Raw genomic sequence first — 19,612 nt, forward strand, 5'->3', positions numbered from 1 at the left:
CGCAGCCCGGCGGCATTTCCGGAAAAAAAAGCGGCGGTGGCGCGACGAGGCCCGTTGCGCGCCCCGTCGGCCTATCGGCTGGCATGGCATTGCGCGTCAGCGGCGCAACCGGCGTGGAAAGCTATTGCCCGCCTACTTCCGCGGCGCGTTTCAGCCCCTGCAACTGTTCGGCCAGCACCCTGTCGACGATCGGAGCGATGCCCGCGGCACCGGCGCGGAGATAGCCGCCGACGACATAGCTCATCCCGACACGCGCGCCCTCGCCGTCGGGCGCAATGTCGAAGGTGAGCGTGCCGGTCACCGCCTCCGCCTGCAAAGGCCCCAGCGCTCCGGACAGGCGCAACTGCCTGTCGGGCTGCGCCTGGATCACGCGGCCATGTTCGACGCTGCCCGGCCTGCCGTCCTTCCCCGGCACCTTCTCGCAAAAGCAGCCGCCGGCTACGGGATCAAGGCTGAGATTGGCGGCGTCGCCGCTATATGTATGCTGCCCGTTCCACCAGCGCCCCGGCTGGCCCAACAGCCGATAGACGGTGGCCGCGTCGGCGGAGATGTGGACGCTGTTCTCCACGGCGAAGCCATGATCGCTGCTGCCGGTGACGGCAGAATGGGCCGGCGCAGCCATCGCCACGCCAGCCCATATCCATATCCGCTGCTTTCCCATCGCGCCTTCCCTTCCCTGATCAGAAGGGTAGCCTAATGCCGATTGCCGCATTTGCCGAGCGGCCGAATGCGGCAATCCGGCGCGAACGGAGAGGTGTCAGGCGCCTTTGCCGTCCAATATGGCGGCAATCGCGACCGTCACATCGTCCATATCGGCCATGCCGTCGACCCGCGAGACGATGCCGCGCGCTTCGTAGATCGGCAGGATCGGCGCGGTCTTGGCGCGATATTCGGCCATGCGGGTGCGGACGGTTTCCTCATTGTCGTCGGGACGGCGCTTGAATTCGTGCCCATGGCACTTGTCGCACTCGCCCTCGACCTTGGGCTGCTTGAAGCTGTCGTGATAGCCCTCGCCGCAGGTCGCGCAGGTGAAGCGGCCGGTGATGCGCTCTACCAGGGCATCCTCGTTCACTTCCAGTTCGATCACATGGTCTAGGGTGCGGTTGCGGTCGGCCAAGATGCCGTCCAGCGAATGGGCCTGCGCCTCCGTCCGCGGATAGCCGTCGAAGATCACGCCGGTTTCGGGCGCCAGGGCATCCAGCGCCTCCCCGATGATGCCGGAGACGATCTCGTCCGACACCAGTTCGCCGGCCTCCATCACCGCCTTGGCCTTGAGGCCGATGGGCGTCCCGGCCTTCACCGCCGCGCGCAGCATGTCGCCGGTCGAGAGTTGCACCATGGCCCGGCTGTCCACCAGGCGCGTCGCCTGCGTTCCCTTGCCGGCGCCCGGAGGGCCGAGCAGAATGATATTCATGTCGCGCATTCTCCCCTGTTCTTCGCGCTTTTTACCGTTCCGCGCCGCTTAGCGCAGACGCCCTTTCAGCTTCGCCTTCTTGATCAGATCCCCATATTGATGGGCGAGCAGGTGGCTCTGGATCTGCGTCACGGTGTCGACCGTAACATTGACGACGATCAACAGGCTAGTCCCACCAAGGTAGAAGGGAATGCCCGCCCGGGCGATCACGAATTCCGGCACCAGGCAGATGAAGGCCAGATAGGCCGCACCGATCACCGTGATCCGGGTGAGCACATAGTCGAGATAATTTTCGGTGTTCTTGCCCGGACGGATGCCGGGAATGAAGCCGCCATTGCGCTTCAGATTGTCGGCCGTCTCTTCCGGATTGAACACCACGGCGGTGTAGAAGAAGCAGAAGAAGACGATGCCGAGACCGTAGAGCGCCATATAGACCGGGCTGCCGTGCGACAGATACTGGTTCAGCGTCAGCACGAAATCGCCCAGCCTGCTCTCGCCCGCCACGGTCTGGCCGGCGAATTGCGAGACGGTGAGCGGCATCAGCAGCAGCGAGCTGGCGAAGATCGGCGGGATCACGCCCGCCGTGTTGACCTTCAGCGGCAGATGGCTGCGGTCGGCCTGCATCAGGCCCTGGCGCGTCTGGCGCTTGGGATATTGGATCAGCACCCGGCGCTGCGCCCGCTCCATGAAGCAGATGAAGGCGATGAGGCCGAAACCGAGCACGATCACCAGGAAGATGACCAGGCCGGAAATCGCGCCCGTGCTGCTCGACTTGAACAGGTTGCTGAGCGTCACCGGCAATTGCGCGACGATGCCCGCCATGATGATGAGCGAGACGCCGTTGCCGATGCCGCGCGAGGTGATCTGCTCACCCAGCCACATCAGGAACATGGTGCCGCCGATCAGCGAGATCACCGCCGCGACGCGGAACAGATAGCCCGGATCGACCACCGCCTGCACGCCGGACTGGGCGCCGAAGCTTTCCAGCCCCACGGCGATGAAATAGCCCTGGACGGCGGTCAGGCCCACCGTGCCGTAGCGGGTATATTGGTTCAGCTTCTTGCGGCCGCTTTCGCCTTCCTTCTTGATCGCCGCGAGTTGCGGCGAGAGGGAGGCGGCGAGCTGCACCACGATCGAGGCGGTGATGTAGGGCATCACGCCGAGCGCGATCAGGCTCATGCGCGACAGCGACCCGCCCGAGAAGGTGTTGAAGATGTCGAGGATGCCGCCATTGGTCTGCTTGTAAAGCTGCGACAGCGCGGTCGGATCGACGCCCGGCAGCGGCACGAAGCTCAGGAAGCGGAAAACGATCAGCGCGCCCAGGGTGAACCACAGGCGCTTCTTGAGGTCGGTGGCCTGGCTGAACTTCGCCAGGCTGAGATTGGATGCGAGCTGGTCGGCTCTCGATGCCATCTTGGCTGCCCTTCAAAACATCTTGCCGGGATTTGGAAAGCCCGGAGCGGAATCGCTAACCCCTTAGCGGGGCGATGGGGCGCTGTCGAACCGGGAATTGCACCCCGTCCATTCCGAATGGCCTTGCGCCTGTCGACAGGCTCAGCCTCCACTCGATACGGACGGCGAGGGTTCCGGAGTCCCCAAAACACGTGGCCCCGCTCACCCATATCGGGCAGCGGGGCCATGCTTGCAAGCCTTACGGCTTAATTCACGCCTTCTTCGCGGCCTTGGCGCTGCCCTTCTTGGCGGCGGCCTTTTCAGCGGCGGGAACGACGGCGATCACTTCGACCTTGCCGCCAGCCTTTTCGACGGCTTCGACAGCGCCCTTCGACGCGCCGGCGACGAGCAGGTTGACCTTGGCCGTCAGTTCGCCCTTGCCGAGCAGACGCACGCCGTCCTTGCCGCCACGGGCCAGGGCGGCCGCCTTCAGCGCCGCGTGGTCGATGGTCGCATTGGCGTCCAGCTTGCCGGCGTCGATCGCCTTCTGCACCGCGCCGAGGTTCACGATCGCGTAATCCTTGGCGAAGATGTTGTTGAAGCCGCGCTTCGGCAGACGCATGTGGAGCGGCATCTGGCCGCCTTCGAAGCCGTTGATGCTGACGCCAGAACGCGCCTTCGCGCCCTTCTGACCGCGACCGGCGGTCTTGCCCTTGCCCGAGCCGATACCACGGCCGACGCGCATCCGGCCCTTGCGGGCGCCGGCATTGTCATTGAGTTCGTTAAGCTTGGTCATAATCTGCACTCGCTTTCGCTATGTTCGCGCGAAGGCCCGATCCACCAGGACCGGGCCGGAGCCCCGGCGAATGCCGGGGCCTCGTGAGGCTGGGCGCATCCCGTTGAAGAAGCGCCCAGCGGTTTGCGATCCCGGCTTGCGCCGGGATGACGGTTTAGTCGACCACCGCCACCATATGGGGCAGCTTCGCGATGGCGCCGCGGACTTCCGCAGTGTCTTCCAGCTCCACCACGCGGTGCATCTTGCCAAGGCCGAGGCCGATCAGAATCTTCTTCTGAGCTTCGGGACGGCGGATCGGTGAGCCGATCTGCTTGATCTTGATCTTCGCCATGATGTCTTACTCCGCAATCGCTTCGGCATCCGCCTGGGCGACTTCGGCCGAGGCGCCGCCGCGACGGAGCAGGTCGGCAACCTTCTTGCCGCGACGCTGCGCCACCGCCTTGGGGCTGACCTGTTCACCCAGCGCCTCGAAGGTCGCCCGGATCATGTTGTAGGGGTTCGACGTGCCGTTCGACTTGGTCACGACGTCAGCGACGCCGAGGCTTTCGAACACGGCGCGCATCGGACCGCCCGCGATGATGCCCGTACCGGCAGGCGCCGAACGCACGGTCACCTTGCCGGCGCCGAAATGGCCCTTGCCGTCATGGTGCAGGGTGCGGCCTTCCTTCAGCGGAACGCGGACCATCGCCTTCTTCGCCGAAGCGGTCGCCTTGCTGATGGCTTCGGGCACTTCGCGCGCCTTGCCATGGCCGAAGCCCGCACGGCCCTTGCCGTCACCAACGACGACCAGAGCGGCGAAACCGAAGCGCTTGCCGCCCTTCACCGTCTTCGAGACGCGGTTGATGTGAACCAGCTTCTCGATCAGCTCCTCACCCTGTTCCTCGTCACGATTGCCGCGACGGTCGTCGCGACGGCCACGGCCGCCACGCTCGCCACGGTTGCGGTCACCGCCACGGCCACGGCCCCGACCGGGACCCCGGCCTTCGGTCTGCTCGCCGCCTTCAACGGCCGCGGGTGCGCCCGGCTGGGCCTGGATATCGTTTTCGTCAGCCATGATCAGAACTCCAGCCCGGCTTCACGGGCCGCATCGGCCAGCGCTTTGACGCGGCCATGGAACAGGAAGCCACCACGGTCGAAGACGACCCGGGTGACGCCGGCGGCGGTCGCCGCAGCGGCAACGCGCTTGCCGACATCCGCAGCGGCATCGGCGGTGGCGCCGGTATTGCCGCGGACATCCTTGTCCAGGGTCGACGCGGCGGCCAGGGTCTTGCCCTGCGCATCGTCGATGATCTGGGCATAGATGTGACGGCCCGAACGGTGGACGCTGAGGCGCGGGCGGGTACCCGAAACAGCCTTGAGCGCGGTGCGGACGCGGCGGCGACGCCGCGCGAAGAGGGAAAGCTTTGCCATCTTACTTCTTCTTCCCTTCCTTGCGGAAGATGAACTCGCCGGCGTACTTGATGCCCTTGCCCTTATAGGGTTCGGGCTTGCGCCAGCGGCGGATCTCGGCGGCAACCTGACCCACCTGCTGCTTGTCGATGCCGCTGATCTCGACCGTGGTGTTGTCCGGGGTCTTGATCTCGATGCCTTCGGGCACCGCGAAGTCGACGTCATGCGAATAGCCGAGCTGCAGCTTCAGGGTCTTGCCCTGGGCATTGGCGCGGTAGCCGACACCGGTGATCAGCAGCTTCTTCGAGAAGCCCTCCGTCACGCCGGTGATCAGGTTCTGGATCAGCGTGCGCTGCATGCCCCAGAAAGCGCGGGCGCGCTTGCTGTCATTGGCAGGCTTCACCGCGATCGAGCCTTCCTCGATGCTGTAGGTGACTTCGTCGGCCAGCGGCAGCGACAGGGTGCCCTTGGGACCCTTCACCGAAAGCTGGCCGTCGGCGATGGCCGCGGTGACGCCCGCGGGGACGGCAACCGGCTTCTTACCAGTACGGCTCATCAGAACACCTCCGCCAGCACTTCGCCGCCGACATTCTGCTCGCGCGCTTCGGCGTCGGACAGAACGCCCTTGGGCGTCGAGACAATGGTGATGCCAAGGCCGTTGCGCACGACGGGAAGTTCCTTGGAACCCGAATAGACGCGGCGGCCGGGCTTGGACACGCGGGCGACATGCTTGATCGCCGGCTGGCCCTCGAAATATTTCAGCTCGATGCGCAGGCCGGCATGCTTGCCGAGCAGTTCCTCGGAATAGCCGCGGATATAGCCTTCGCGCTGCAGCACGTCGAGCACGCGGGCGCGGAGCTTCGAAGCGGGGGACACAACGCTGTCCTTCTTCGCCTGCTGCCCGTTGCGGATGCGGGTGAGCATATCACCCAGGGGATCGGTCAATGCCATCTCAAATGATCCTTACCAGCTCGACTTGGTGACGCCGGGGATCAGGCCCTTGTTGGCCAGATCACGCAACTGCACGCGGCAGAGACGGAATTTGCGGTAATAGGCCCGGGGACGGCCCGTCAGCTCGCAGCGATTGCGCACGCGGGTCGGGTTGCCGTTGCGGGGGATTTCCGCCATCTTCAGACGCGCGATCAGACGCTCCGTGTCGTCGAGCGCGGTATCGGCTGCGATCGCCTTGAGCTTCGCATAGCGGCCGGCATATTTCTTCACCAGCTTCTTGCGGCGCTCATTCTTGTTGATCGAACTCAGTTTCGCCATGACTTAAGTTCTCTTTCTTAGCCTAACGGTTGGAAAGAGAAGCGGGACCTTTTCAGGCCGCCTGCTTCTCTTCGAGCGGGAAGGGGAAGCCGAAGAGACGCAGCAGTTCGCGCGCTTCCTCGTCCGTCTTCGCCGTGGTGGTCACGATGATGTCCATGCCGCGCACCTTGTCGATGCGGTCATAGTTGATCTCGGGGAAGATGATCTGCTCCTTGATGCCGAAGGCATAGTTGCCGCGGCCGTCGAAGCTCTTCGGGTTGAGACCGCGGAAGTCGCGCACGCGGGGCAGAGCGATGTTGATCAGGCGATCAAGGAACTCATACATGCGCTCGCGGCGCAGCGTGACCTTGGCGCCGATCGGCATGCCTTCACGCAGCTTGAACTGCGCGATCGACTTGCGGGCCTTGGTGATGACCGGCTTCTGGCCGGCGATCAGTTCCATTTCCTCGGCGGCCGAAGTGACCTTCTTCTTGTCCTGCGTGGCTTCGCCAACGCCCATGTTGAGCGTGATCTTCTCGATCTTCGGCACTTCCATGACGTTCTTGTAACCGAACTTCTCGGTCATCGCCTTGGCGATTTCGGCGTCATAGAGCGCCTTCGAGCGCGGGATGTACTTGTCGCTCATTACAGCACCTCACCGGACTTGACGGCGACACGGACCTTCTTGCCGTCGCGATCCTCGAAGCGGACGCGGGTCGGCTTGCCATCCTTGTCAGCGACAGCGACGTTCGAAATGTGGAGCGGCGCGGGCTTGCGCTCGATGCCGCCCTGCGGGTTCGCCTGGTCGGGCTTGCGGTGACGCGCATGCACGTTGATGCCTTCGACGAGGACCTTGTCCTCCTTCGGCAGCACCTGCAGGACGGCGCCGGTGCGGCCCTTGTCCTTGCCGGCCAGGATGACGACCTTGTCGCCCTTCTTGATCTTGGCAGCGCTCATTACAGCACCTCGGGGGCGAGCGAGATGATCTTCATGTGCTTCTTGGCGCGCAGTTCGCGAACGACCGGGCCAAAGATACGGGTGCCGATCGGCTCCTCGTTCTTGTTGATCAGCACGGCGGCATTGCCGTCGAAGCGAATCACGCTGCCGTCAGCGCGGCGCACGTCCTTGGCGGTGCGCACGATGACGGCGCGGTGCACGTCACCCTTCTTCACCTTGCCACGAGGCGCAGCTTCCTTGATCGAGACGACGATGATGTCGCCCACGCTCGCGAAACGACGCTTCGAGCCGCCCAGCACCTTGATGCACTGGACGCGCTTGGCGCCGCTGTTGTCAGCGACGTCAAGATTGGATTGCATCTGGATCATGGATCCGGTTCCTTCTTATTTGGCCTACCGGGACAATTCCCGGCGGTTCCGAATTTCACTGCACTAGAGCCCTTGGCGAACCATCTGACTCTACCTTTGAGGAGCCATCTGACTCTACGCGAAGCGCGGGCCTGTACCCTTTCCAGGCGGAAAAGGCCAGCCCCGCGCGACACTTTTCTTCAAAGGCTCAGCGAGCCTCCCTCAGGCCGCCGTTTCCGGCGACTTGTGGGTGTCCACACGCTCGATGACCTTCCAGGTCTTGAGCTTGGAAATCGGAGCGGTCTCCTCAATGCGGACCGTTTCGCCTTCCTTGTAGACATTGCCCTCGTCATGGGCATGGTACTTCTTCGAACGGCGGATGATCTTGCCGTAGAGCGCATGCTTAACCTTGCGCTCCACGCGAACCACCACCGTCTTGTCGGTCTTGTCGGAAACCACCGTTCCCGTCAGCACGCGCTTGGGCATCGTGTGATTTCCTTCTTACTTCGCAGCCGAGCGCGAACGCTCGGACTGAAGGGTCTTGATCTGCGCGATCGACCGGCGGACTTCACGCACGCGGCTGGGCTTTTCCAGCTGGTTGGTGGCCGCCTGGAAGCGCAGGTTGAACTGCTCGCGCTTCAGGTTGTTGAGTTCGGTCGACAGTTCGTCGTCCGTCTTGGTCTTGAGGTCGGCAACGTTCGCCACGGCTTAGCCCTCCAGGTGCGAGGTGTCGCCGAGGCGGGCAACGACCTTGGTCTTGATGGGCAGCTTCATCGCGGCGCGCGAGAAGGCCTCTGCTGCGAGCGGGCCGGGAACGCCGTCCAGTTCGAACAGGATGCGGCCGGGCTTGACGCGGGCCGCCCAATATTCGACCGAACCCTTGCCCTTGCCCTGACGGACTTCGGCGGGCTTCTTCGACACCGGCACGTCGGGGAACACGCGGATCCACAGACGGCCCTGACGGCGAAGGTGGCGCTGGATCGCGCGGCGGGCCGCCTCGATCTGGCGGGCGGTGACGCGCTCGGGTTCCAGAGCCTTCAGACCGTAAGCGCCGAAGTTCAGGGCCGAACCGCCCTTGGCGTCGCCCTTGATCCGGCCCTTGAAGGTCTTGCGGAACTTCATTTTCTTCGGTTGCAGCATGACGCTATACCTACCTTATTCTCAGCGCGCCGGGCGCACGCCGGAGGTCTGAGCCTCCAGCATCAGCCGGTCGGTAGCCATCGGATCGTGACCAAGGATTTCGCCCTTGAAGATCCAGACCTTGATGCCGCAAACGCCATAAGCGGTGTGCGCTTCGGCTTCGGCATAATCGACATTCGCGCGCAGCGTGTGCAGCGGAACGCGGCCTTCGCGATACCATTCCACGCGGGCGATCTCCGCGCCGCCCAGACGGCCGCCGCAGGTGATCTTGATGCCTTCGGCACCCAGACGCAGGGCGCTCTGCACCGCGCGCTTCATTGCACGGCGGAACGCCACGCGGCGCTCCAGCTGGTCGGCAATGCCCTGCGCGACGAGCTTGGAGTCGATTTCCGGCTTGCGGATCTCTACGATGTTCAGGCTGACGTCCGAAGAGGTCAGGCTGCCCAGCTTCTTGCGCAGCTTCTCAATGTCCGCGCCCTTCTTGCCGATGATGACACCGGGGCGGGCAGCGTAGATCGACACGCGGCACAGCTTGGCGGGACGCTCTATCACCACCTTGGAGATCGCGGCCTGCGGCAGGTTCTTCATGATATACTGGCGGATCTTCAGATCCTCCAGCAGCAGGCGGCCATAGTCGGCGCCTTCCGCGAACCAGCGGCTGTCCCAGGTACGGTTGATCTGCAGACGCAGACCGATCGGATTGCTCTTGTGACCCATGTCTCTTACGCCTCCGCTTCTTCAGCTGCTTCGCGAACGACGATGCGCACGCGGCTGAAGGGCTTCAGGATCCGGGTCGACTTGCCGCGGCCGCGAGCGTGGAAGCGCTTCATGGTGAAGCTCTTGCCCACCGATGCTTCCGCGACGACCAGCGAGTCGACGTCCAGATTATGATTGTTTTCCGCATTGGCGATGGCCGAAGCCAGCACCTTGCGCACGTCGACCGCCATCGCCTTCTTCGAGAAGGCGAGGATGTTCAGCGCGTCCTCGACCTTGCGGCCGCGGATCAGCGTGGCGACCAGGTTCAGCTTCTGGGCCGAACCGCGGATCTGCGTGCCGACGGCCAGCGCCTCATTGTCGGCGACGCGACGGGGAGCCTTTTCCTTGCTCATTAGCGCTTGCCCTTCTTGTCGGCGGCGTGGCCGGGGAAGTAGCGGGTCGGGGCGAATTCGCCCAGCTTGTGACCCACCATGTCCTCGTTCACCGAGACCGGCACATGCTTGCGGCCGTTATAGACGTTGAACGTCAGGCCGACGAACTGCGGCAGGATGGTGGAACGGCGCGACCAGGTCTTGATCGGACCCGAACGGCCACCGGCGTCCTGCGCCACTTCCGCCTTCTTCAGAAGGCTGAGGTCCACGAACGGACCTTTCCAGACGGAACGAGCCATCTCGCTTACCTCTTCTTCTTCGCGTGGCGGCTACGGATGATGAACTTGTCCGTCGCCTTGTTGTGGCGGGTGCGCGCACCCTTGGTCGGCTTGCCCCAGGGTGTGACCGGATGACGGCCGCCCGAGGTCCGGCCTTCACCACCGCCATGCGGGTGGTCGACCGGGTTCTTCGCCACACCGCGCGTCAGCGGACGCTTGCCGAGCCAGCGGTTGCGGCCGGCCTTGGCGAGATTGGTGTTGGCGTTGTCCGGGTTCGACACGGCACCGACGGTGCCCATGCAGTCCGAACGGATGTAGCGCTGCTCGCCCGAGGACAGGCGGACCATCACCATGCCACGATCGCGGCCGACCAGCTGGGCGTAGGTGCCCGCCGAACGGCAGAGCTGACCGCCCTTGCCAGGCTTCATCTCGATATTGTGGATGATGGTGCCGACCGGCATCTGGCCGAGTTCCATCGCATTGCCCGGCTTCACGTCGGTCTTCTTGCCCGCGACGACCTTGTCACCGGGGGCCAGACGCTGCGGCGCCAGGATATAGGCCTGGGTGCCGTCGGGATAGTTGACCAGCGCGATGAAGGCGGTGCGGTTGGGGTCATATTCCAGACGCTCGACCGTGCCCTCGACGTCCCACAGGCGACGCTTGAAGTCGATGATGCGGTAGCGCTGCTTGTGACCGCCGGCGATGCCGCGCGAGGTCACATGACCCTTGTTGTTGCGGCCGCCGGTCTTGCGCTTGCCTTCGGTCAGCGCCTTGACGGGCTTGCCCTTGTGCAGCGCGCTGCGGTCGACGAGGATCAGGCCGCGCTGGGCGGGGCTGGTCGGGTTGTAGCTCTTAAGCGCCATGGTCAGCGCACTCCTTCGGTGATGTCGATCGACTGGCCATCGGCCAGGCGAACGATCGCCTTCTTGACGTCCGAGCGCGTATAGGGCTTGCCCTTCCACTTCTTGGTCTTGCCCTTGGCGACCAGCGTGTTCACGCTCTTGACCGTCACGCCCCAAATGGCTTCGACGGCGGCCTTGATCTCCGGCTTCGACGCATCGTTGGCGACCTTGAAGACCACGGCGTTGTTCTCGGAGAGAAGGGTCGACTTCTCGGTGATGACCGGCGCGACAACGACGTCATAATGACGGTTGTCGACGGTCGCGGCTTCTTTCTTAGCCATTGAAACGCGCCTCCAGCTTTTCGACCGCGGCGCGCGTCAGCACCAGCGAATCCGCCTTAAGGATGTCGTAGACATTGGCGCCGACGGCCGGCAGCAGGTCCACGCCGACAATGTTCGCCGAAGCCTTCGCGAAGCTGACGTTCACCGCGTCGCCGTCGATGAACAGAGCCTTGTTGAGGTTCAGCTTGGCGAGGTGCGCGACCAGAGCCTTGGTCTTGCCTTCCGCCACGTCGAGATTGTCGAGAACGATCAGCGATCCGTCCTTGGCCTTCGACGACAGGGCCATTTTCAGGCCGAGCGCACGAACCTTCTTGTTGAGGTCGTGGCCGAAGGTGCGGGCGCGGGCGCCGTGCGCCTTACCACCGCCGATGAACACGGGCGCCTTGCGGTCGCCGTGACGGGCGGTGCCGCCGCCCTTCTGGCGGCCAAACTTCTTGCCGGTGCGGGCAACGTCCGAACGCTCGCGGGTGGCGCGGGCCGGGGCGCGACGCTTTTCGAGTTGCCAGGTGACGACGCGGTGCAGAATGTCGGTGCGGGGTTCGACGCCGAACACGGCATCGTTCAGTTCCACTTCACCGGCGGCTGCGGCATCGAGGGTCTGTACCTTGACCTTCATGATTAGCCCTCCTGGCCTTCGGTCGCTTCGGGAGCGGCCGCTTCTTCAGCGGGCGTTTCGGCCGGAGCGTTGTTGCTGTTGGCAGCCTGCTTCAGGCTCGCCGGATAGGGCGCGTCGGCTGGACGCTTGACCTTGACGGCGTCGCAGACGGTCAGCCAGGTGCCCTTGGCGCCGGGGACGCTGCCCTTGACGAACAGCAGGCCGCGCTCGACGTCCGTGCGGACGATTTCGAGATTCTGCTGGGTGCGCTCGCGGTCACCCATGTGACCGGCCATCTTCTTGTTCTTGAAGACGCGGCCCGGGTCCTGACGGTTACCGGTCGAACCATGGGCACGGTGGCTGATCGAGACGCCGTGGGTGGCGCGCATACCGCCGAAGCCCCAGCGCTTCATGGCGCCGGCGAAACCCTTACCCTGGGTGTGGCCGGCAACGTCGACCAGCTGGCCGGCGATGAAATGATCGGCCGCGATCTCGGCGCCGACATCGAGGAGCGCATCCTCGGCGACGCGGAATTCGACCAAACGCGCTTTCGGCTCCACTTCCGCCTTGGCGAAGTGGCCGCGCTGCGGCTTGGCGACATTCTTGACCTTCGCGACGCCCGCACCGAGCTGAACCGCGACATAGCCGTCGCGATCGGTTTCCTTGCGGGCCACGACCTGATTGCCCTCAAGGGCCAGAACCGTAACCGGAATATGACGTCCGTCCTCCTGGAACAGACGGGTCATCCCGACTTTCTTAGCGATCACGCCTGTGCGCATCACCGATTACTCCCATAGAGGCCCGCCTTAGCAGCGGGCGTATCCAACGAAAAAACCGCTCAGGATTTCTCCCTCGCGGCCCAACCCCAATATAGATCACCCCGTCCGGGTTGGATGCCGACCCCTATTCGGGACCAGCGACGGGGGACCAGGACCACGAGCCCTTTCCGGTTCACCGGAGAGGCCGTGCGGTATCCCTGTGTCTTTTGAGCTTCCGGCCAGCGGAATGCCCGATACCCTGCCCACCTTGCGGGTTGGCAGGGACTTGCCGGCTTCAGGCCAGCTTGATTTCGACGTTCACGCCGGCAGCCAGATCCAGCTTCATCAGCGCGTCGACCGTCTGCGGCGTCGGCTGCACAATGTCAAGCATGCGCTTGTAGGTGCGGACCTCGAACTGCTCGCGCGACTTCTTGTCGATGTGCGGACCACGGTTGACCGTGAACTTTTCGATGCGCGTCGGAAGGGGAATCGGACCGCGGATAAGGGCGCCGGTGCGGCGGGCGGTGTCGGCGATGTCGCCGGTCGCCTGATCGAGCACGCGATGATCGAACGCCTTGAGGCGAATGCGGATGTTGCTGTCCATTGTTCCTGTACCGATGCGAAAGAGCCAAAACCCGGAGCATTTTCAGAAATCAGCCGGAGCAGCCGATGATTTATGAAAATGCGCCAACCAAAAAAATATCCGCCCCGTTCCTTGCCCTTCTAGCTCGACTGGAGCCGGAGAAAGGCGATCCGGGGCGGTAAAAAACTCAGCGGCGCGAATCAGGCGATTCGCGCCGCTGCGGTCCTATATTACTTCGAGATCGTGCCGACAACCCCTGCACCGACGGTGCGGCCGCCTTCGCGGATGGCGAAGCGGAGACCCGCGTCCATCGCGATCGGGGCGATCAGCTTCACGCCGAGCTTCACGTTATCGCCGGGCATGACCATCTCGGTGCCCTCGGGCAGGATCACTTCGCCGGTCACGTCGGTGGTGCGGAAGTAGAACTGCGGACGATAGTTGGCGAAGAACGGAGTGTGACGGCCGCCTTCTTCCTTCGACAGGACGTAGACTTCCGCGTCGAACTCGGTGTGCGGGGTGATGGTGCCGGGCTTGGCCAGAACCTGACCGCGCTCAACTTCTTCACGGCCCACGCCACGGATCAGCGCGCCGATGTTGTCGCCGGCCTCACCCTGATCGAGCAGCTTGCGGAACATTTCGACGCCGGTCACGGTGGTCTTGCGGGTATCCTTCAGACCGACGATCTCGACTTCCTCGCCAACCTTGACGATGCCGGTCTCGACGCGGCCGGTCACGACGGTGCCGCGACCCGAGATCGAGAACACGTCTTCGATCGGCATCAGGAACGGACGATCGACCGGACGCTCCGGCTGCGGGATGAACGAGTCGACAGCGGCCATCAGCTTCAGAACGGCGTTCTTACCGATTTCGTCGTTCGAACCGTCCAGAGCCTTGACGGCCGAACCGGGGATGACGGGGATGTTGTCGCCGTCGAAGTCGTAGGACGACAGCAGCTCGCGGATTTCCAGCTCGACCAGTTCCAGGATTTCCGGATCGTCGACGAGGTCGACCTTGTTCATGAACACGACGAGCTGCGGCACGCCGACCTGGCGGGCGAGCAGGATGTGCTCGCGGGTCTGCGGCATCGGGCCGTCGGTGGCCGAAACGACGAGGATCGCGCCGTCCATCTGGGCCGCGCCGGTGATCATGTTCTTGACGTAGTCGGCGTGACCCGGGCAGTCGACGTGCGCGTAGTGACGGGCTTCGGTCTCATATTCGACGTGGGCGGTCGAGATGGTGATGCCGCGCTCGCGCTCTTCGGGCGCCTTGTCGATATTGGCATAGTCGACGAAGGTCGCGCCGCCGGTTTCGGCGAGCACCTTGGTGATCGCCGCGGTCAGCGAGGTCTTGCCATGGTCGACGTGACCGATGGTGCCGATGTTGCAGTGCGGCTTGTTCCGCTCAAACTTAGCCTTAGCCATTTTATCCTACCTTCTAATCAAATCAGCTTTGGTCTGACCGCTCGGCCGCGCCTCGCGAAGGCGCGTCCATAGCAGCAAATTTAGAGAATGCCAGCCCAAAACCGAGCCGCTTGCGCGGCCCGGCCCGGGAAATTCATCAGGCCATCTTCGCCTTGACCTCGTCCGCCACATTCTGCGGCACTTCGTCATAGTGCGAGAAGATCATCGAGTAGTTCGCGCGCCCCTGGGTGAACGAGCGAAGCTGGTTCACATAGCCGAACATGTTGGCCAGCGGGACCATCGCCTCGACCACCTGCGCGTTGCCGCGGCTGTCGGTGCCCTGGATCTGGCCGCGGCGGCTGTTCATGTCGCCGATGACGTCGCCCAGATATTCCTCCGGGGTCACGACCTCGACCTTCATGATCGGTTCAAGCAGCTTGATGCCCGACTTGGCGGCCGCCTCGCGCATGGCGCCGCGGGCGCAGATTTCGAAGGCCAGGGCCGACGAGTCGACGTCGTGATAGGCGCCGTCCGTCAGGTGGACTTCGAAGTCGATGATCGGGAAGCCGATGAGATGACCGGTCTCGGCCGTCTCGCGGAAGCCCTTTTCCACCGACGGGATATATTCGCGCGGGATGTTGCCGCCCTTGATCTCGTCGAAGAACTGGTAGCCCGAACCGCGCTCGCCGGGGATGACGGTGACCTTGACGCGGCCGAACTGGCCCGAGCCGCCCGACTGCTTCTTGTGGGTGTAGTCGATGTCGACCTTCTTCGCGAGATATTCGCGATAGGCGACCTGCGGCGCGCCGACATTGGCCTCGACCTTGAACTCGCGCTTCATGCGGTCGACGAGGATTTCGAGGTGCAGTTCGCCCATGCCCTTGATGATGGTCTGGCCCGATTCGTGGTCGGTCGAGACGCGGAAGGACGGGTCCTCGGCGGCCAGGCGGTTGAGCGCGATGCCCATCTTTTCCTGGTCGGCCTTGGTCTTGGGTTCGACCGACAGCTCGATCACCGGCTCGGGGAATTCCATCCGCTCCAGGATGATCGGCTGGCGCTCGGCGCACAGCGTATCGCCGGTGGTGGTTTCCTTGAGGCCCGCCAGAGCGACGATGTCGCCCGCATAGGCGGTGTCGATGTCCTCACGCGAGTTGGCGTGCATGAGGAGCATGCGGCCGATCTTTTCCTTCTTGTCCTTGACCGAGTTCAGATAGCTGCCCTTGGTCAGCGTGCCCGAATAGACGCGCAGGAAGGTGAGCGAACCCACGAACGGGTCGTTCATGATCTTGAACGCCAGGCCCGAGAAGGGCGCGTCGTCGGCCGTCTTGCGGCTGTCGGGCTCGTCGGTGTCGGGGTTGATGCCCTGAACGTCGGGAATGTCGAGCGGCGAGGGCAGATAGTCGACCACCGCGTCGAGCAGCGGCTGCACGCCCTTGTTCTTGAACGCCGAACCGCACAGCACCGGCACGAAGGCATGGCCCAGCGTGCCCTTGCGGATCAGCTTCTTGAGCGTGGCGACGTCGGGCAGATTGCCTTCCAGATAGGCTTCCATCGCATCGTCGTCCTGTTCGACGGCGAGCTCGATCAGCTTCTCGCGATATTCGGCGGCCTTGTCGGCGAGGTCGGCCGGAATCTCCTCATAGGTGAACTCGGCGCCCAGATTCTCATCCTTCCAGATGATGGCGCGGTTCTCGACCAGGTCGACCAAGCCCTTGAAGTCCGATTCCGCGCCGATGGGCAGATAGAGGACAGCCGGGGTGGCGCCCAGACGGTCGATGATCGTCTGCACGCAATAATAGAAGTTGGCGCCGGTGCGGTCGAGCTTGTTGATGAAGCACATCCGCGGAACCTTGTACTTGTCCGCCTGGCGCCACACGGTTTCCGACTGCGGCTCAACGCCCGCGACGCCGTCGAACGCGGCGACCGCGCCATCGAGCACGCGCAGCGAACGCTCGACTTCGATGGTGAAGTCGACGTGGCCGGGGGTGTCGATGATGTTCAGGCGATGATCGTTCCAGAAGCAGGTCGTCGCAGCCGACGTGATGGTGATCCCACGCTCCTGCTCCTGCTCCATCCAGTCCATGGTGGCGGCGCCGTCATGGACTTCGCCGATCTTGTAGGACTTGCCGGTATAGTAAAGGATACGCTCGGTCGTGGTGGTCTTGCCGGCGTCGATATGCGCCATGATACCGAAATTGCGATAGCGTTCGAGCGGATGGCTGCGGGCCATGATGCTTCTCCGTTGCCGGCGCGCCGGCGGTTGGGGATTCGTTAAATCTGCGCGTGGCCCCTAAACCAATCCGTCCGCCATGGGTAGCCACCCGTGGCGAACGGACCGATTTTTCGAAACCATGAGAGGAAGCGGACGATATGGGCGCCCGCTTCGCCTTTTTCCAGCGCCGAATTACCAGCGATAGTGCGAGAAGGCGCGGTTCGCTTCCGCCATGCGGTGCGTGTCTTCGCGCTTCTTGACGGCATTGCCGCGGTTGTTGGCGGCGTCCAGCAGTTCACCCGACAGACGGGCGGCCATGGTGGTTTCGCTGCGGTTGCGCGACGCGGTGATCAGCCAGCGGATCGCCAGCGCCTGGGCGCGCTCCGGGCGCACTTCGACGGGGACCTGGTAGGTCGCACCGCCGACGCGGCGGCTGCGGACCTCGATGCCGGGCTTCACATTGTTCAGCGCGTCATGGAACATGGCGATCGGGTCCTTCTTGGACTTCGCCTCGACAGTGTCGAGAGCGCCGTACACGATGGACTCGGCGACGGCCTTCTTGCCGTCCTGCATGATGCTGTTCATGAACTTCGACAGCACGACATCACCGAATTTGGGATCGGGCAGGATGACGCGCTTTTCGGGGCGACGACGACGTGACATATTACTGGTCTCCCCTTACTTCGGACGCTTGGCGCCGTACTTCGAACGGCTCTGCTTGCGGTCCTTGACGCCCTGGGTATCCAGAACGCCGCGCAGCACGTGATAGCGCACACCGGGAAGGTCGCGCACGCGGCCGCCGCGGATCAGCACGACGCTGTGCTCCTGAAGGTTGTGGCCTTCACCCGGAATGTAGGTGATGACTTCGCGCTGGTTGACCAGGCGCACCTTCGCCACCTTGCGGAGAGCCGAGTTCGGCTTCTTCGGGGTCGTCGTGTAGACACGGGTGCAAACGCCGCGCTTCTGCGGGTTCGCTTCCATTGCAGGGACCTTCGACTTGGTCTTCTGCAGTTCGCGGCCCTTGCGGACCAGCTGGTTGATCGTTGGCATGAAGCCCTTCACCTTTTTCAGTTACTTTACCGCATGCATTCCCGCGTTCCTTGCGGCCTGGAAAACGAATCGCCTCCAAACAGCAAAGGCTCCGGCGGAAACCCGCCCGGAGCCGCAAGAGCACCGGCAATGTTCAGCTCTGATGCCCTGAGGACCGGGGTTCGGCGCGAACGAATCCGTCCATTCCGGCCTTTGGGCAGGCGCGCCTATAGCCATGTGGCGGCCGCCGGTCAAGAACAGGCCCGACGATCGCGCCGTCCCGATCCGACGTGGCGGGGACGGCAGGCGATGGCGCCTTTCTATCCGGAGTCGGAGAGTCCGCGAGGCCGGTTTGCGAAGGATGGAGAGCGCCGGCAAAAATTTCGCGGGGGATCGGAACCCTTTGCCCGGTTCCACGTTTCACCCCGTTCATCTTTCGACTCGTCACGACTCCGCTCCCCCGGATTCGCGCGACTCGATTCCTTTTGTTAGCGCCCCGTTCACTAAAAACGCATGCGGGGTCGCAATTGTCGCAATGGAGCAAGATGGGGGCAGCCGCCCTCTGGGCCGGCATGACCGCCCGGTGTTCGAAGCTGTGCCCGGAACGGGAGATTTTCCTGCGCTCCGGCGGCCAGGTGAAGTTCATCCGTATTTCGCGCGGGGCGCAGCTCGCCACGGTCGGCCTGCTCTCTTCCGCCTTGATCGGTGGGCTTGGGCTATCCCTGTCCATGGCCGCCAACAACGCGGAGATCGAGCAGGAGCGCGCCGCCCTCGCCGCCCGTGACAAGGCCGTTGCCAACAGCGCCAGCCAGGTCGAGCGCTACCGCAAGTCGGTCGACCAGCTCGCGCAGGAGTTGCAGGAACGCCAGGATTTCATGGACGACCTCTACCGCACGCATTTCGGTCAGGAGGGCGCGGCTCCGGCCGGCGATGTGGTCGGCAAGGCCGACAGCGGAACCAGGAACGGCACGTCCAAGCTCGACACCAAGATCAGCGTCGCGCCCGAAGCGGCGCCGTTGTTCCGGATCGACGCGCGGCAGCGCCGTTTTGCCGCCCTGCTGACCGACGCCGTCCGGCATCGTGCCGACAAGGCAGCCGCCGCGATCCGCAGCTTCGGCCTCAATCCCGACAGCCTCGCCCGCACGGCGGCCCGCGCGCAGGGCGGCCCCTTCGTGCCATGGGAAGGGCAGGACGTCCTGCCGGACGAGTTCGAAAAGCTCGCCCAGGCGCTGTCCCGCATGGAATTTCTGGAAGGGAGCCTGCTCGCCATCCCCTCCGGCAAGCCCACGGCGACGCCGATGCTGAGCAGCAGCTATGGCTACCGGAGCGATCCGTTCAACGGCCATGCGGCCTTTCACGCGGGTCTGGATTTTCCCGGCAGCATGGGCCAGCCGATCCTGGCGGCCGCATCGGGCAAGGTCAGCTTCGTGGGCCAGCGCAGCGGCTATGGCAATGTGGTCGAGGTTACCCATGGCAATGGCATCCTGACCCGATATGCCCATCTTTCGGGCTTCAGCGCGCGGGTCGGCCAGCAGGTGGCGCGCGGCGACGCCATTGCGCGGATGGGATCGACAGGCCGCTCCACGGGGCCGCATCTTCATTTCGAGGTGCGGGTGAACGGCAATGCCATCAATCCCCGCCGCTTCCTGGAGGCGCGCAAGGATGTCCTCCAGATCCAGCAGATCGCCACGGCGCGTCTGGCGGATGTCGGCGGCCGCGGTTAGCGCTTTTGCTTCCGGCTGATCCGGATTTCCAGCTCCGCCTGATCCGCGCGCCTGCCTGCCGGGGGTTCATCTGCCCGAA

General features: G+C 64.0%; 29 protein-coding genes. 1 reads left to right on the forward strand and 28 read right to left on the reverse strand.

From position 1 onward, the window contains the following. Positions 1-121 precede the first annotated feature (121 nt). The 28 genes from LDB29_RS14470 to rpsL form a co-directional block, all read right to left on the reverse strand. The gene (locus LDB29_RS14470) at positions 122-661 is read right to left on the reverse strand and encodes an SRPBCC family protein (RefSeq protein ID WP_025547290.1); all 540 of its coding nucleotides are present in this window, start codon (positions 659-661) and stop codon (positions 122-124) included. A 96-nt stretch (positions 662-757) separates the two neighbouring features. Further along, a complete protein-coding gene (locus tag LDB29_RS14475) occupies positions 758-1,414 on the reverse strand; it encodes an adenylate kinase (RefSeq protein WP_025547288.1) in 657 nt (218 codons plus the stop codon). Positions 1,415-1,462: 48 nt separating this feature from the next. Next, positions 1,463-2,827, reverse strand: coding sequence for a preprotein translocase subunit SecY (secY, locus tag LDB29_RS14480; protein ID WP_013847751.1), 1,365 nt, complete (start codon positions 2,825-2,827; stop codon positions 1,463-1,465). A gap of 250 nt (positions 2,828-3,077) precedes the next feature. Beyond that, the gene (rplO, locus tag LDB29_RS14485; protein WP_025547286.1) at positions 3,078-3,602 is read right to left on the reverse strand and encodes a 50S ribosomal protein L15; all 525 of its coding nucleotides are present in this window, start codon (positions 3,600-3,602) and stop codon (positions 3,078-3,080) included. A gap of 154 nt (positions 3,603-3,756) precedes the next feature. Continuing rightward, complete coding sequence (gene rpmD, locus LDB29_RS14490; protein WP_013847753.1) at positions 3,757-3,933, reverse strand: 50S ribosomal protein L30; 177 nt, start codon at positions 3,931-3,933, stop codon at positions 3,757-3,759. 6 nt (positions 3,934-3,939) lie between these two features. Then, the gene (gene rpsE / locus LDB29_RS14495) at positions 3,940-4,656 is read right to left on the reverse strand and encodes a 30S ribosomal protein S5 (RefSeq protein ID WP_044661335.1); all 717 of its coding nucleotides are present in this window, start codon (positions 4,654-4,656) and stop codon (positions 3,940-3,942) included. 2 nt (positions 4,657-4,658) lie between these two features. Then, positions 4,659-5,012, reverse strand: coding sequence for a 50S ribosomal protein L18 (gene rplR / locus LDB29_RS14500; RefSeq protein WP_025547282.1), 354 nt, complete (start codon positions 5,010-5,012; stop codon positions 4,659-4,661). A gap of 1 nt (position 5,013) precedes the next feature. Continuing rightward, positions 5,014-5,547, reverse strand: coding sequence for a 50S ribosomal protein L6 (gene rplF / locus LDB29_RS14505; protein WP_025547280.1), 534 nt, complete (start codon positions 5,545-5,547; stop codon positions 5,014-5,016). Next, complete coding sequence (rpsH, locus tag LDB29_RS14510; RefSeq protein ID WP_025547278.1) at positions 5,547-5,942, reverse strand: 30S ribosomal protein S8; 396 nt, start codon at positions 5,940-5,942, stop codon at positions 5,547-5,549. Before rpsH ends, rplF begins: the two co-directional genes overlap by 1 nt. A gap of 12 nt (positions 5,943-5,954) precedes the next feature. Continuing rightward, the gene (gene rpsN, locus LDB29_RS14515) at positions 5,955-6,260 is read right to left on the reverse strand and encodes a 30S ribosomal protein S14 (RefSeq protein WP_025547277.1); all 306 of its coding nucleotides are present in this window, start codon (positions 6,258-6,260) and stop codon (positions 5,955-5,957) included. 52 nt (positions 6,261-6,312) lie between these two features. After that, complete coding sequence (gene rplE, locus LDB29_RS14520) at positions 6,313-6,885, reverse strand: 50S ribosomal protein L5 (protein WP_037481563.1); 573 nt, start codon at positions 6,883-6,885, stop codon at positions 6,313-6,315. Then, complete coding sequence (gene rplX, locus LDB29_RS14525) at positions 6,885-7,196, reverse strand: 50S ribosomal protein L24 (RefSeq protein WP_025547274.1); 312 nt, start codon at positions 7,194-7,196, stop codon at positions 6,885-6,887. Before rplX ends, rplE begins: the two co-directional genes overlap by 1 nt. Continuing rightward, entirely contained in the window at positions 7,196-7,564 is a 369-nt protein-coding gene (gene rplN, locus LDB29_RS14530; protein ID WP_007686569.1) for a 50S ribosomal protein L14, read from the reverse strand. The genes rplX and rplN overlap by 1 nt, the downstream gene beginning before the upstream one ends. A gap of 201 nt (positions 7,565-7,765) precedes the next feature. Beyond that, positions 7,766-8,029, reverse strand: a complete 264-nt coding sequence (gene rpsQ / locus LDB29_RS14535; RefSeq protein WP_006960320.1) for a 30S ribosomal protein S17 — start codon at positions 8,027-8,029, stop codon at positions 7,766-7,768. 15 nt (positions 8,030-8,044) lie between these two features. Then, on the reverse strand, positions 8,045-8,248 hold the full coding sequence (gene rpmC, locus LDB29_RS14540; protein ID WP_013847759.1) for a 50S ribosomal protein L29: 204 nt from the start codon (positions 8,246-8,248) through the stop codon (positions 8,045-8,047). 3 nt (positions 8,249-8,251) lie between these two features. Further along, positions 8,252-8,683, reverse strand: coding sequence for a 50S ribosomal protein L16 (gene rplP / locus LDB29_RS14545; RefSeq protein WP_007686573.1), 432 nt, complete (start codon positions 8,681-8,683; stop codon positions 8,252-8,254). A 21-nt stretch (positions 8,684-8,704) separates the two neighbouring features. Next, positions 8,705-9,400, reverse strand: a complete 696-nt coding sequence (gene rpsC / locus LDB29_RS14550) for a 30S ribosomal protein S3 (protein WP_021239758.1) — start codon at positions 9,398-9,400, stop codon at positions 8,705-8,707. 5 nt (positions 9,401-9,405) lie between these two features. Continuing rightward, positions 9,406-9,792 (reverse strand): 50S ribosomal protein L22, encoded by a 387-nt coding sequence (rplV, locus tag LDB29_RS14555; protein ID WP_025547267.1) that lies wholly within the window; start codon positions 9,790-9,792, stop codon positions 9,406-9,408. Then, entirely contained in the window at positions 9,792-10,070 is a 279-nt protein-coding gene (gene rpsS, locus LDB29_RS14560) for a 30S ribosomal protein S19 (RefSeq protein WP_007686576.1), read from the reverse strand. The genes rplV and rpsS overlap by 1 nt, the downstream gene beginning before the upstream one ends. A 5-nt stretch (positions 10,071-10,075) precedes the next feature. Continuing rightward, the gene (gene rplB, locus LDB29_RS14565; RefSeq protein ID WP_007686579.1) at positions 10,076-10,912 is read right to left on the reverse strand and encodes a 50S ribosomal protein L2; all 837 of its coding nucleotides are present in this window, start codon (positions 10,910-10,912) and stop codon (positions 10,076-10,078) included. A 2-nt stretch (positions 10,913-10,914) separates the two neighbouring features. Beyond that, a complete protein-coding gene (locus tag LDB29_RS14570) occupies positions 10,915-11,232 on the reverse strand; it encodes a 50S ribosomal protein L23 (RefSeq protein ID WP_007686581.1) in 318 nt (105 codons plus the stop codon). Then, entirely contained in the window at positions 11,225-11,848 is a 624-nt protein-coding gene (gene rplD, locus LDB29_RS14575) for a 50S ribosomal protein L4 (protein WP_025547264.1), read from the reverse strand. The genes LDB29_RS14570 and rplD overlap by 8 nt, the downstream gene beginning before the upstream one ends. A gap of 2 nt (positions 11,849-11,850) precedes the next feature. Further along, positions 11,851-12,606, reverse strand: coding sequence for a 50S ribosomal protein L3 (gene rplC / locus LDB29_RS14580; protein ID WP_025547262.1), 756 nt, complete (start codon positions 12,604-12,606; stop codon positions 11,851-11,853). Between the two features lie 274 nt (positions 12,607-12,880). Continuing rightward, on the reverse strand, positions 12,881-13,189 hold the full coding sequence (gene rpsJ / locus LDB29_RS14585) for a 30S ribosomal protein S10 (RefSeq protein WP_007686587.1): 309 nt from the start codon (positions 13,187-13,189) through the stop codon (positions 12,881-12,883). A gap of 209 nt (positions 13,190-13,398) precedes the next feature. After that, positions 13,399-14,589 (reverse strand): elongation factor Tu, encoded by a 1,191-nt coding sequence (gene tuf / locus LDB29_RS14590; protein WP_025547259.1) that lies wholly within the window; start codon positions 14,587-14,589, stop codon positions 13,399-13,401. Positions 14,590-14,725: 136 nt separating this feature from the next. Further along, positions 14,726-16,798, reverse strand: coding sequence for an elongation factor G (gene fusA, locus LDB29_RS14595; protein ID WP_044661334.1), 2,073 nt, complete (start codon positions 16,796-16,798; stop codon positions 14,726-14,728). 174 nt (positions 16,799-16,972) lie between these two features. Next, a complete protein-coding gene (gene rpsG / locus LDB29_RS14600) occupies positions 16,973-17,443 on the reverse strand; it encodes a 30S ribosomal protein S7 (protein ID WP_007686590.1) in 471 nt (156 codons plus the stop codon). Positions 17,444-17,458: 15 nt separating this feature from the next. Continuing rightward, on the reverse strand, positions 17,459-17,830 hold the full coding sequence (gene rpsL / locus LDB29_RS14605) for a 30S ribosomal protein S12 (RefSeq protein ID WP_007686591.1): 372 nt from the start codon (positions 17,828-17,830) through the stop codon (positions 17,459-17,461). 524 nt (positions 17,831-18,354) lie between these two features. On the opposite strand from rpsL, the gene LDB29_RS14610 reads away from it, so the two are divergent. Further along, a complete protein-coding gene (locus LDB29_RS14610; RefSeq protein WP_099186379.1) occupies positions 18,355-19,533 on the forward strand; it encodes a M23 family metallopeptidase in 1,179 nt (392 codons plus the stop codon). Positions 19,534-19,612 lie beyond the last annotated feature (79 nt).

This window comes from Sphingobium sp. CFD-2, from assembly GCF_024611135.1.
GTDB classification, from domain to species: domain Bacteria; phylum Pseudomonadota; class Alphaproteobacteria; order Sphingomonadales; family Sphingomonadaceae; genus Sphingobium; species Sphingobium fuliginis.

Excerpts from the sequence above, each read along its gene's own strand:
- LDB29_RS14470 (WP_025547290.1), bottom strand. The coding sequence starts at position 661 with ATGGGAAAGCAGCGGATATGGATATGGGCTGGCGTGGCGATGGCTGCG.
- LDB29_RS14475 (WP_025547288.1), bottom strand. The coding sequence starts at position 1,414 with ATGAATATCATTCTGCTCGGCCCTCCGGGCGCCGGCAAGGGAACGCAG.
- secY (WP_013847751.1), bottom strand. The coding sequence starts at position 2,827 with ATGGCATCGAGAGCCGACCAGCTCGCATCCAATCTCAGCCTGGCGAAG.
- rplO (WP_025547286.1), bottom strand. The coding sequence starts at position 3,602 with ATGACCAAGCTTAACGAACTCAATGACAATGCCGGCGCCCGCAAGGGC.
- rpmD (WP_013847753.1), bottom strand. The coding sequence starts at position 3,933 with ATGGCGAAGATCAAGATCAAGCAGATCGGCTCACCGATCCGCCGTCCC.
- rpsE (WP_044661335.1), bottom strand. The coding sequence starts at position 4,656 with ATGGCTGACGAAAACGATATCCAGGCCCAGCCGGGCGCACCCGCGGCC.
- rplR (WP_025547282.1), bottom strand. The coding sequence starts at position 5,012 with ATGGCAAAGCTTTCCCTCTTCGCGCGGCGTCGCCGCCGCGTCCGCACC.
- rplF (WP_025547280.1), bottom strand. The coding sequence starts at position 5,547 with ATGAGCCGTACTGGTAAGAAGCCGGTTGCCGTCCCCGCGGGCGTCACC.
- rpsH (WP_025547278.1), bottom strand. The coding sequence starts at position 5,942 with ATGGCATTGACCGATCCCCTGGGTGATATGCTCACCCGCATCCGCAAC.
- rpsN (WP_025547277.1), bottom strand. The coding sequence starts at position 6,260 with ATGGCGAAACTGAGTTCGATCAACAAGAATGAGCGCCGCAAGAAGCTG.
- rplE (WP_037481563.1), bottom strand. The coding sequence starts at position 6,885 with ATGAGCGACAAGTACATCCCGCGCTCGAAGGCGCTCTATGACGCCGAA.
- rplX (WP_025547274.1), bottom strand. The coding sequence starts at position 7,196 with ATGAGCGCTGCCAAGATCAAGAAGGGCGACAAGGTCGTCATCCTGGCC.
- rplN (WP_007686569.1), bottom strand. The coding sequence starts at position 7,564 with ATGATCCAGATGCAATCCAATCTTGACGTCGCTGACAACAGCGGCGCC.
- rpsQ (WP_006960320.1), bottom strand. The coding sequence starts at position 8,029 with ATGCCCAAGCGCGTGCTGACGGGAACGGTGGTTTCCGACAAGACCGAC.
- rplP (WP_007686573.1), bottom strand. The coding sequence starts at position 8,683 with ATGCTGCAACCGAAGAAAATGAAGTTCCGCAAGACCTTCAAGGGCCGG.
- rpsC (WP_021239758.1), bottom strand. The coding sequence starts at position 9,400 with ATGGGTCACAAGAGCAATCCGATCGGTCTGCGTCTGCAGATCAACCGT.
- rplV (WP_025547267.1), bottom strand. The coding sequence starts at position 9,792 with ATGAGCAAGGAAAAGGCTCCCCGTCGCGTCGCCGACAATGAGGCGCTG.
- rpsS (WP_007686576.1), bottom strand. The coding sequence starts at position 10,070 with ATGGCTCGTTCCGTCTGGAAAGGTCCGTTCGTGGACCTCAGCCTTCTG.
- rplB (WP_007686579.1), bottom strand. The coding sequence starts at position 10,912 with ATGGCGCTTAAGAGCTACAACCCGACCAGCCCCGCCCAGCGCGGCCTG.
- LDB29_RS14570 (WP_007686581.1), bottom strand. The coding sequence starts at position 11,232 with ATGGCTAAGAAAGAAGCCGCGACCGTCGACAACCGTCATTATGACGTC.
- rplD (WP_025547264.1), bottom strand. The coding sequence starts at position 11,848 with ATGAAGGTCAAGGTACAGACCCTCGATGCCGCAGCCGCCGGTGAAGTG.
- rplC (WP_025547262.1), bottom strand. The coding sequence starts at position 12,606 with ATGCGCACAGGCGTGATCGCTAAGAAAGTCGGGATGACCCGTCTGTTC.
- rpsJ (WP_007686587.1), bottom strand. The coding sequence starts at position 13,189 with ATGGACAGCAACATCCGCATTCGCCTCAAGGCGTTCGATCATCGCGTG.
- tuf (WP_025547259.1), bottom strand. The coding sequence starts at position 14,589 with ATGGCTAAGGCTAAGTTTGAGCGGAACAAGCCGCACTGCAACATCGGC.
- fusA (WP_044661334.1), bottom strand. The coding sequence starts at position 16,798 with ATGGCCCGCAGCCATCCGCTCGAACGCTATCGCAATTTCGGTATCATG.
- rpsG (WP_007686590.1), bottom strand. The coding sequence starts at position 17,443 with ATGTCACGTCGTCGTCGCCCCGAAAAGCGCGTCATCCTGCCCGATCCC.
- rpsL (WP_007686591.1), bottom strand. The coding sequence starts at position 17,830 with ATGCCAACGATCAACCAGCTGGTCCGCAAGGGCCGCGAACTGCAGAAG.
- LDB29_RS14610 (WP_099186379.1), top strand. The coding sequence starts at position 18,355 with ATGGGGGCAGCCGCCCTCTGGGCCGGCATGACCGCCCGGTGTTCGAAG.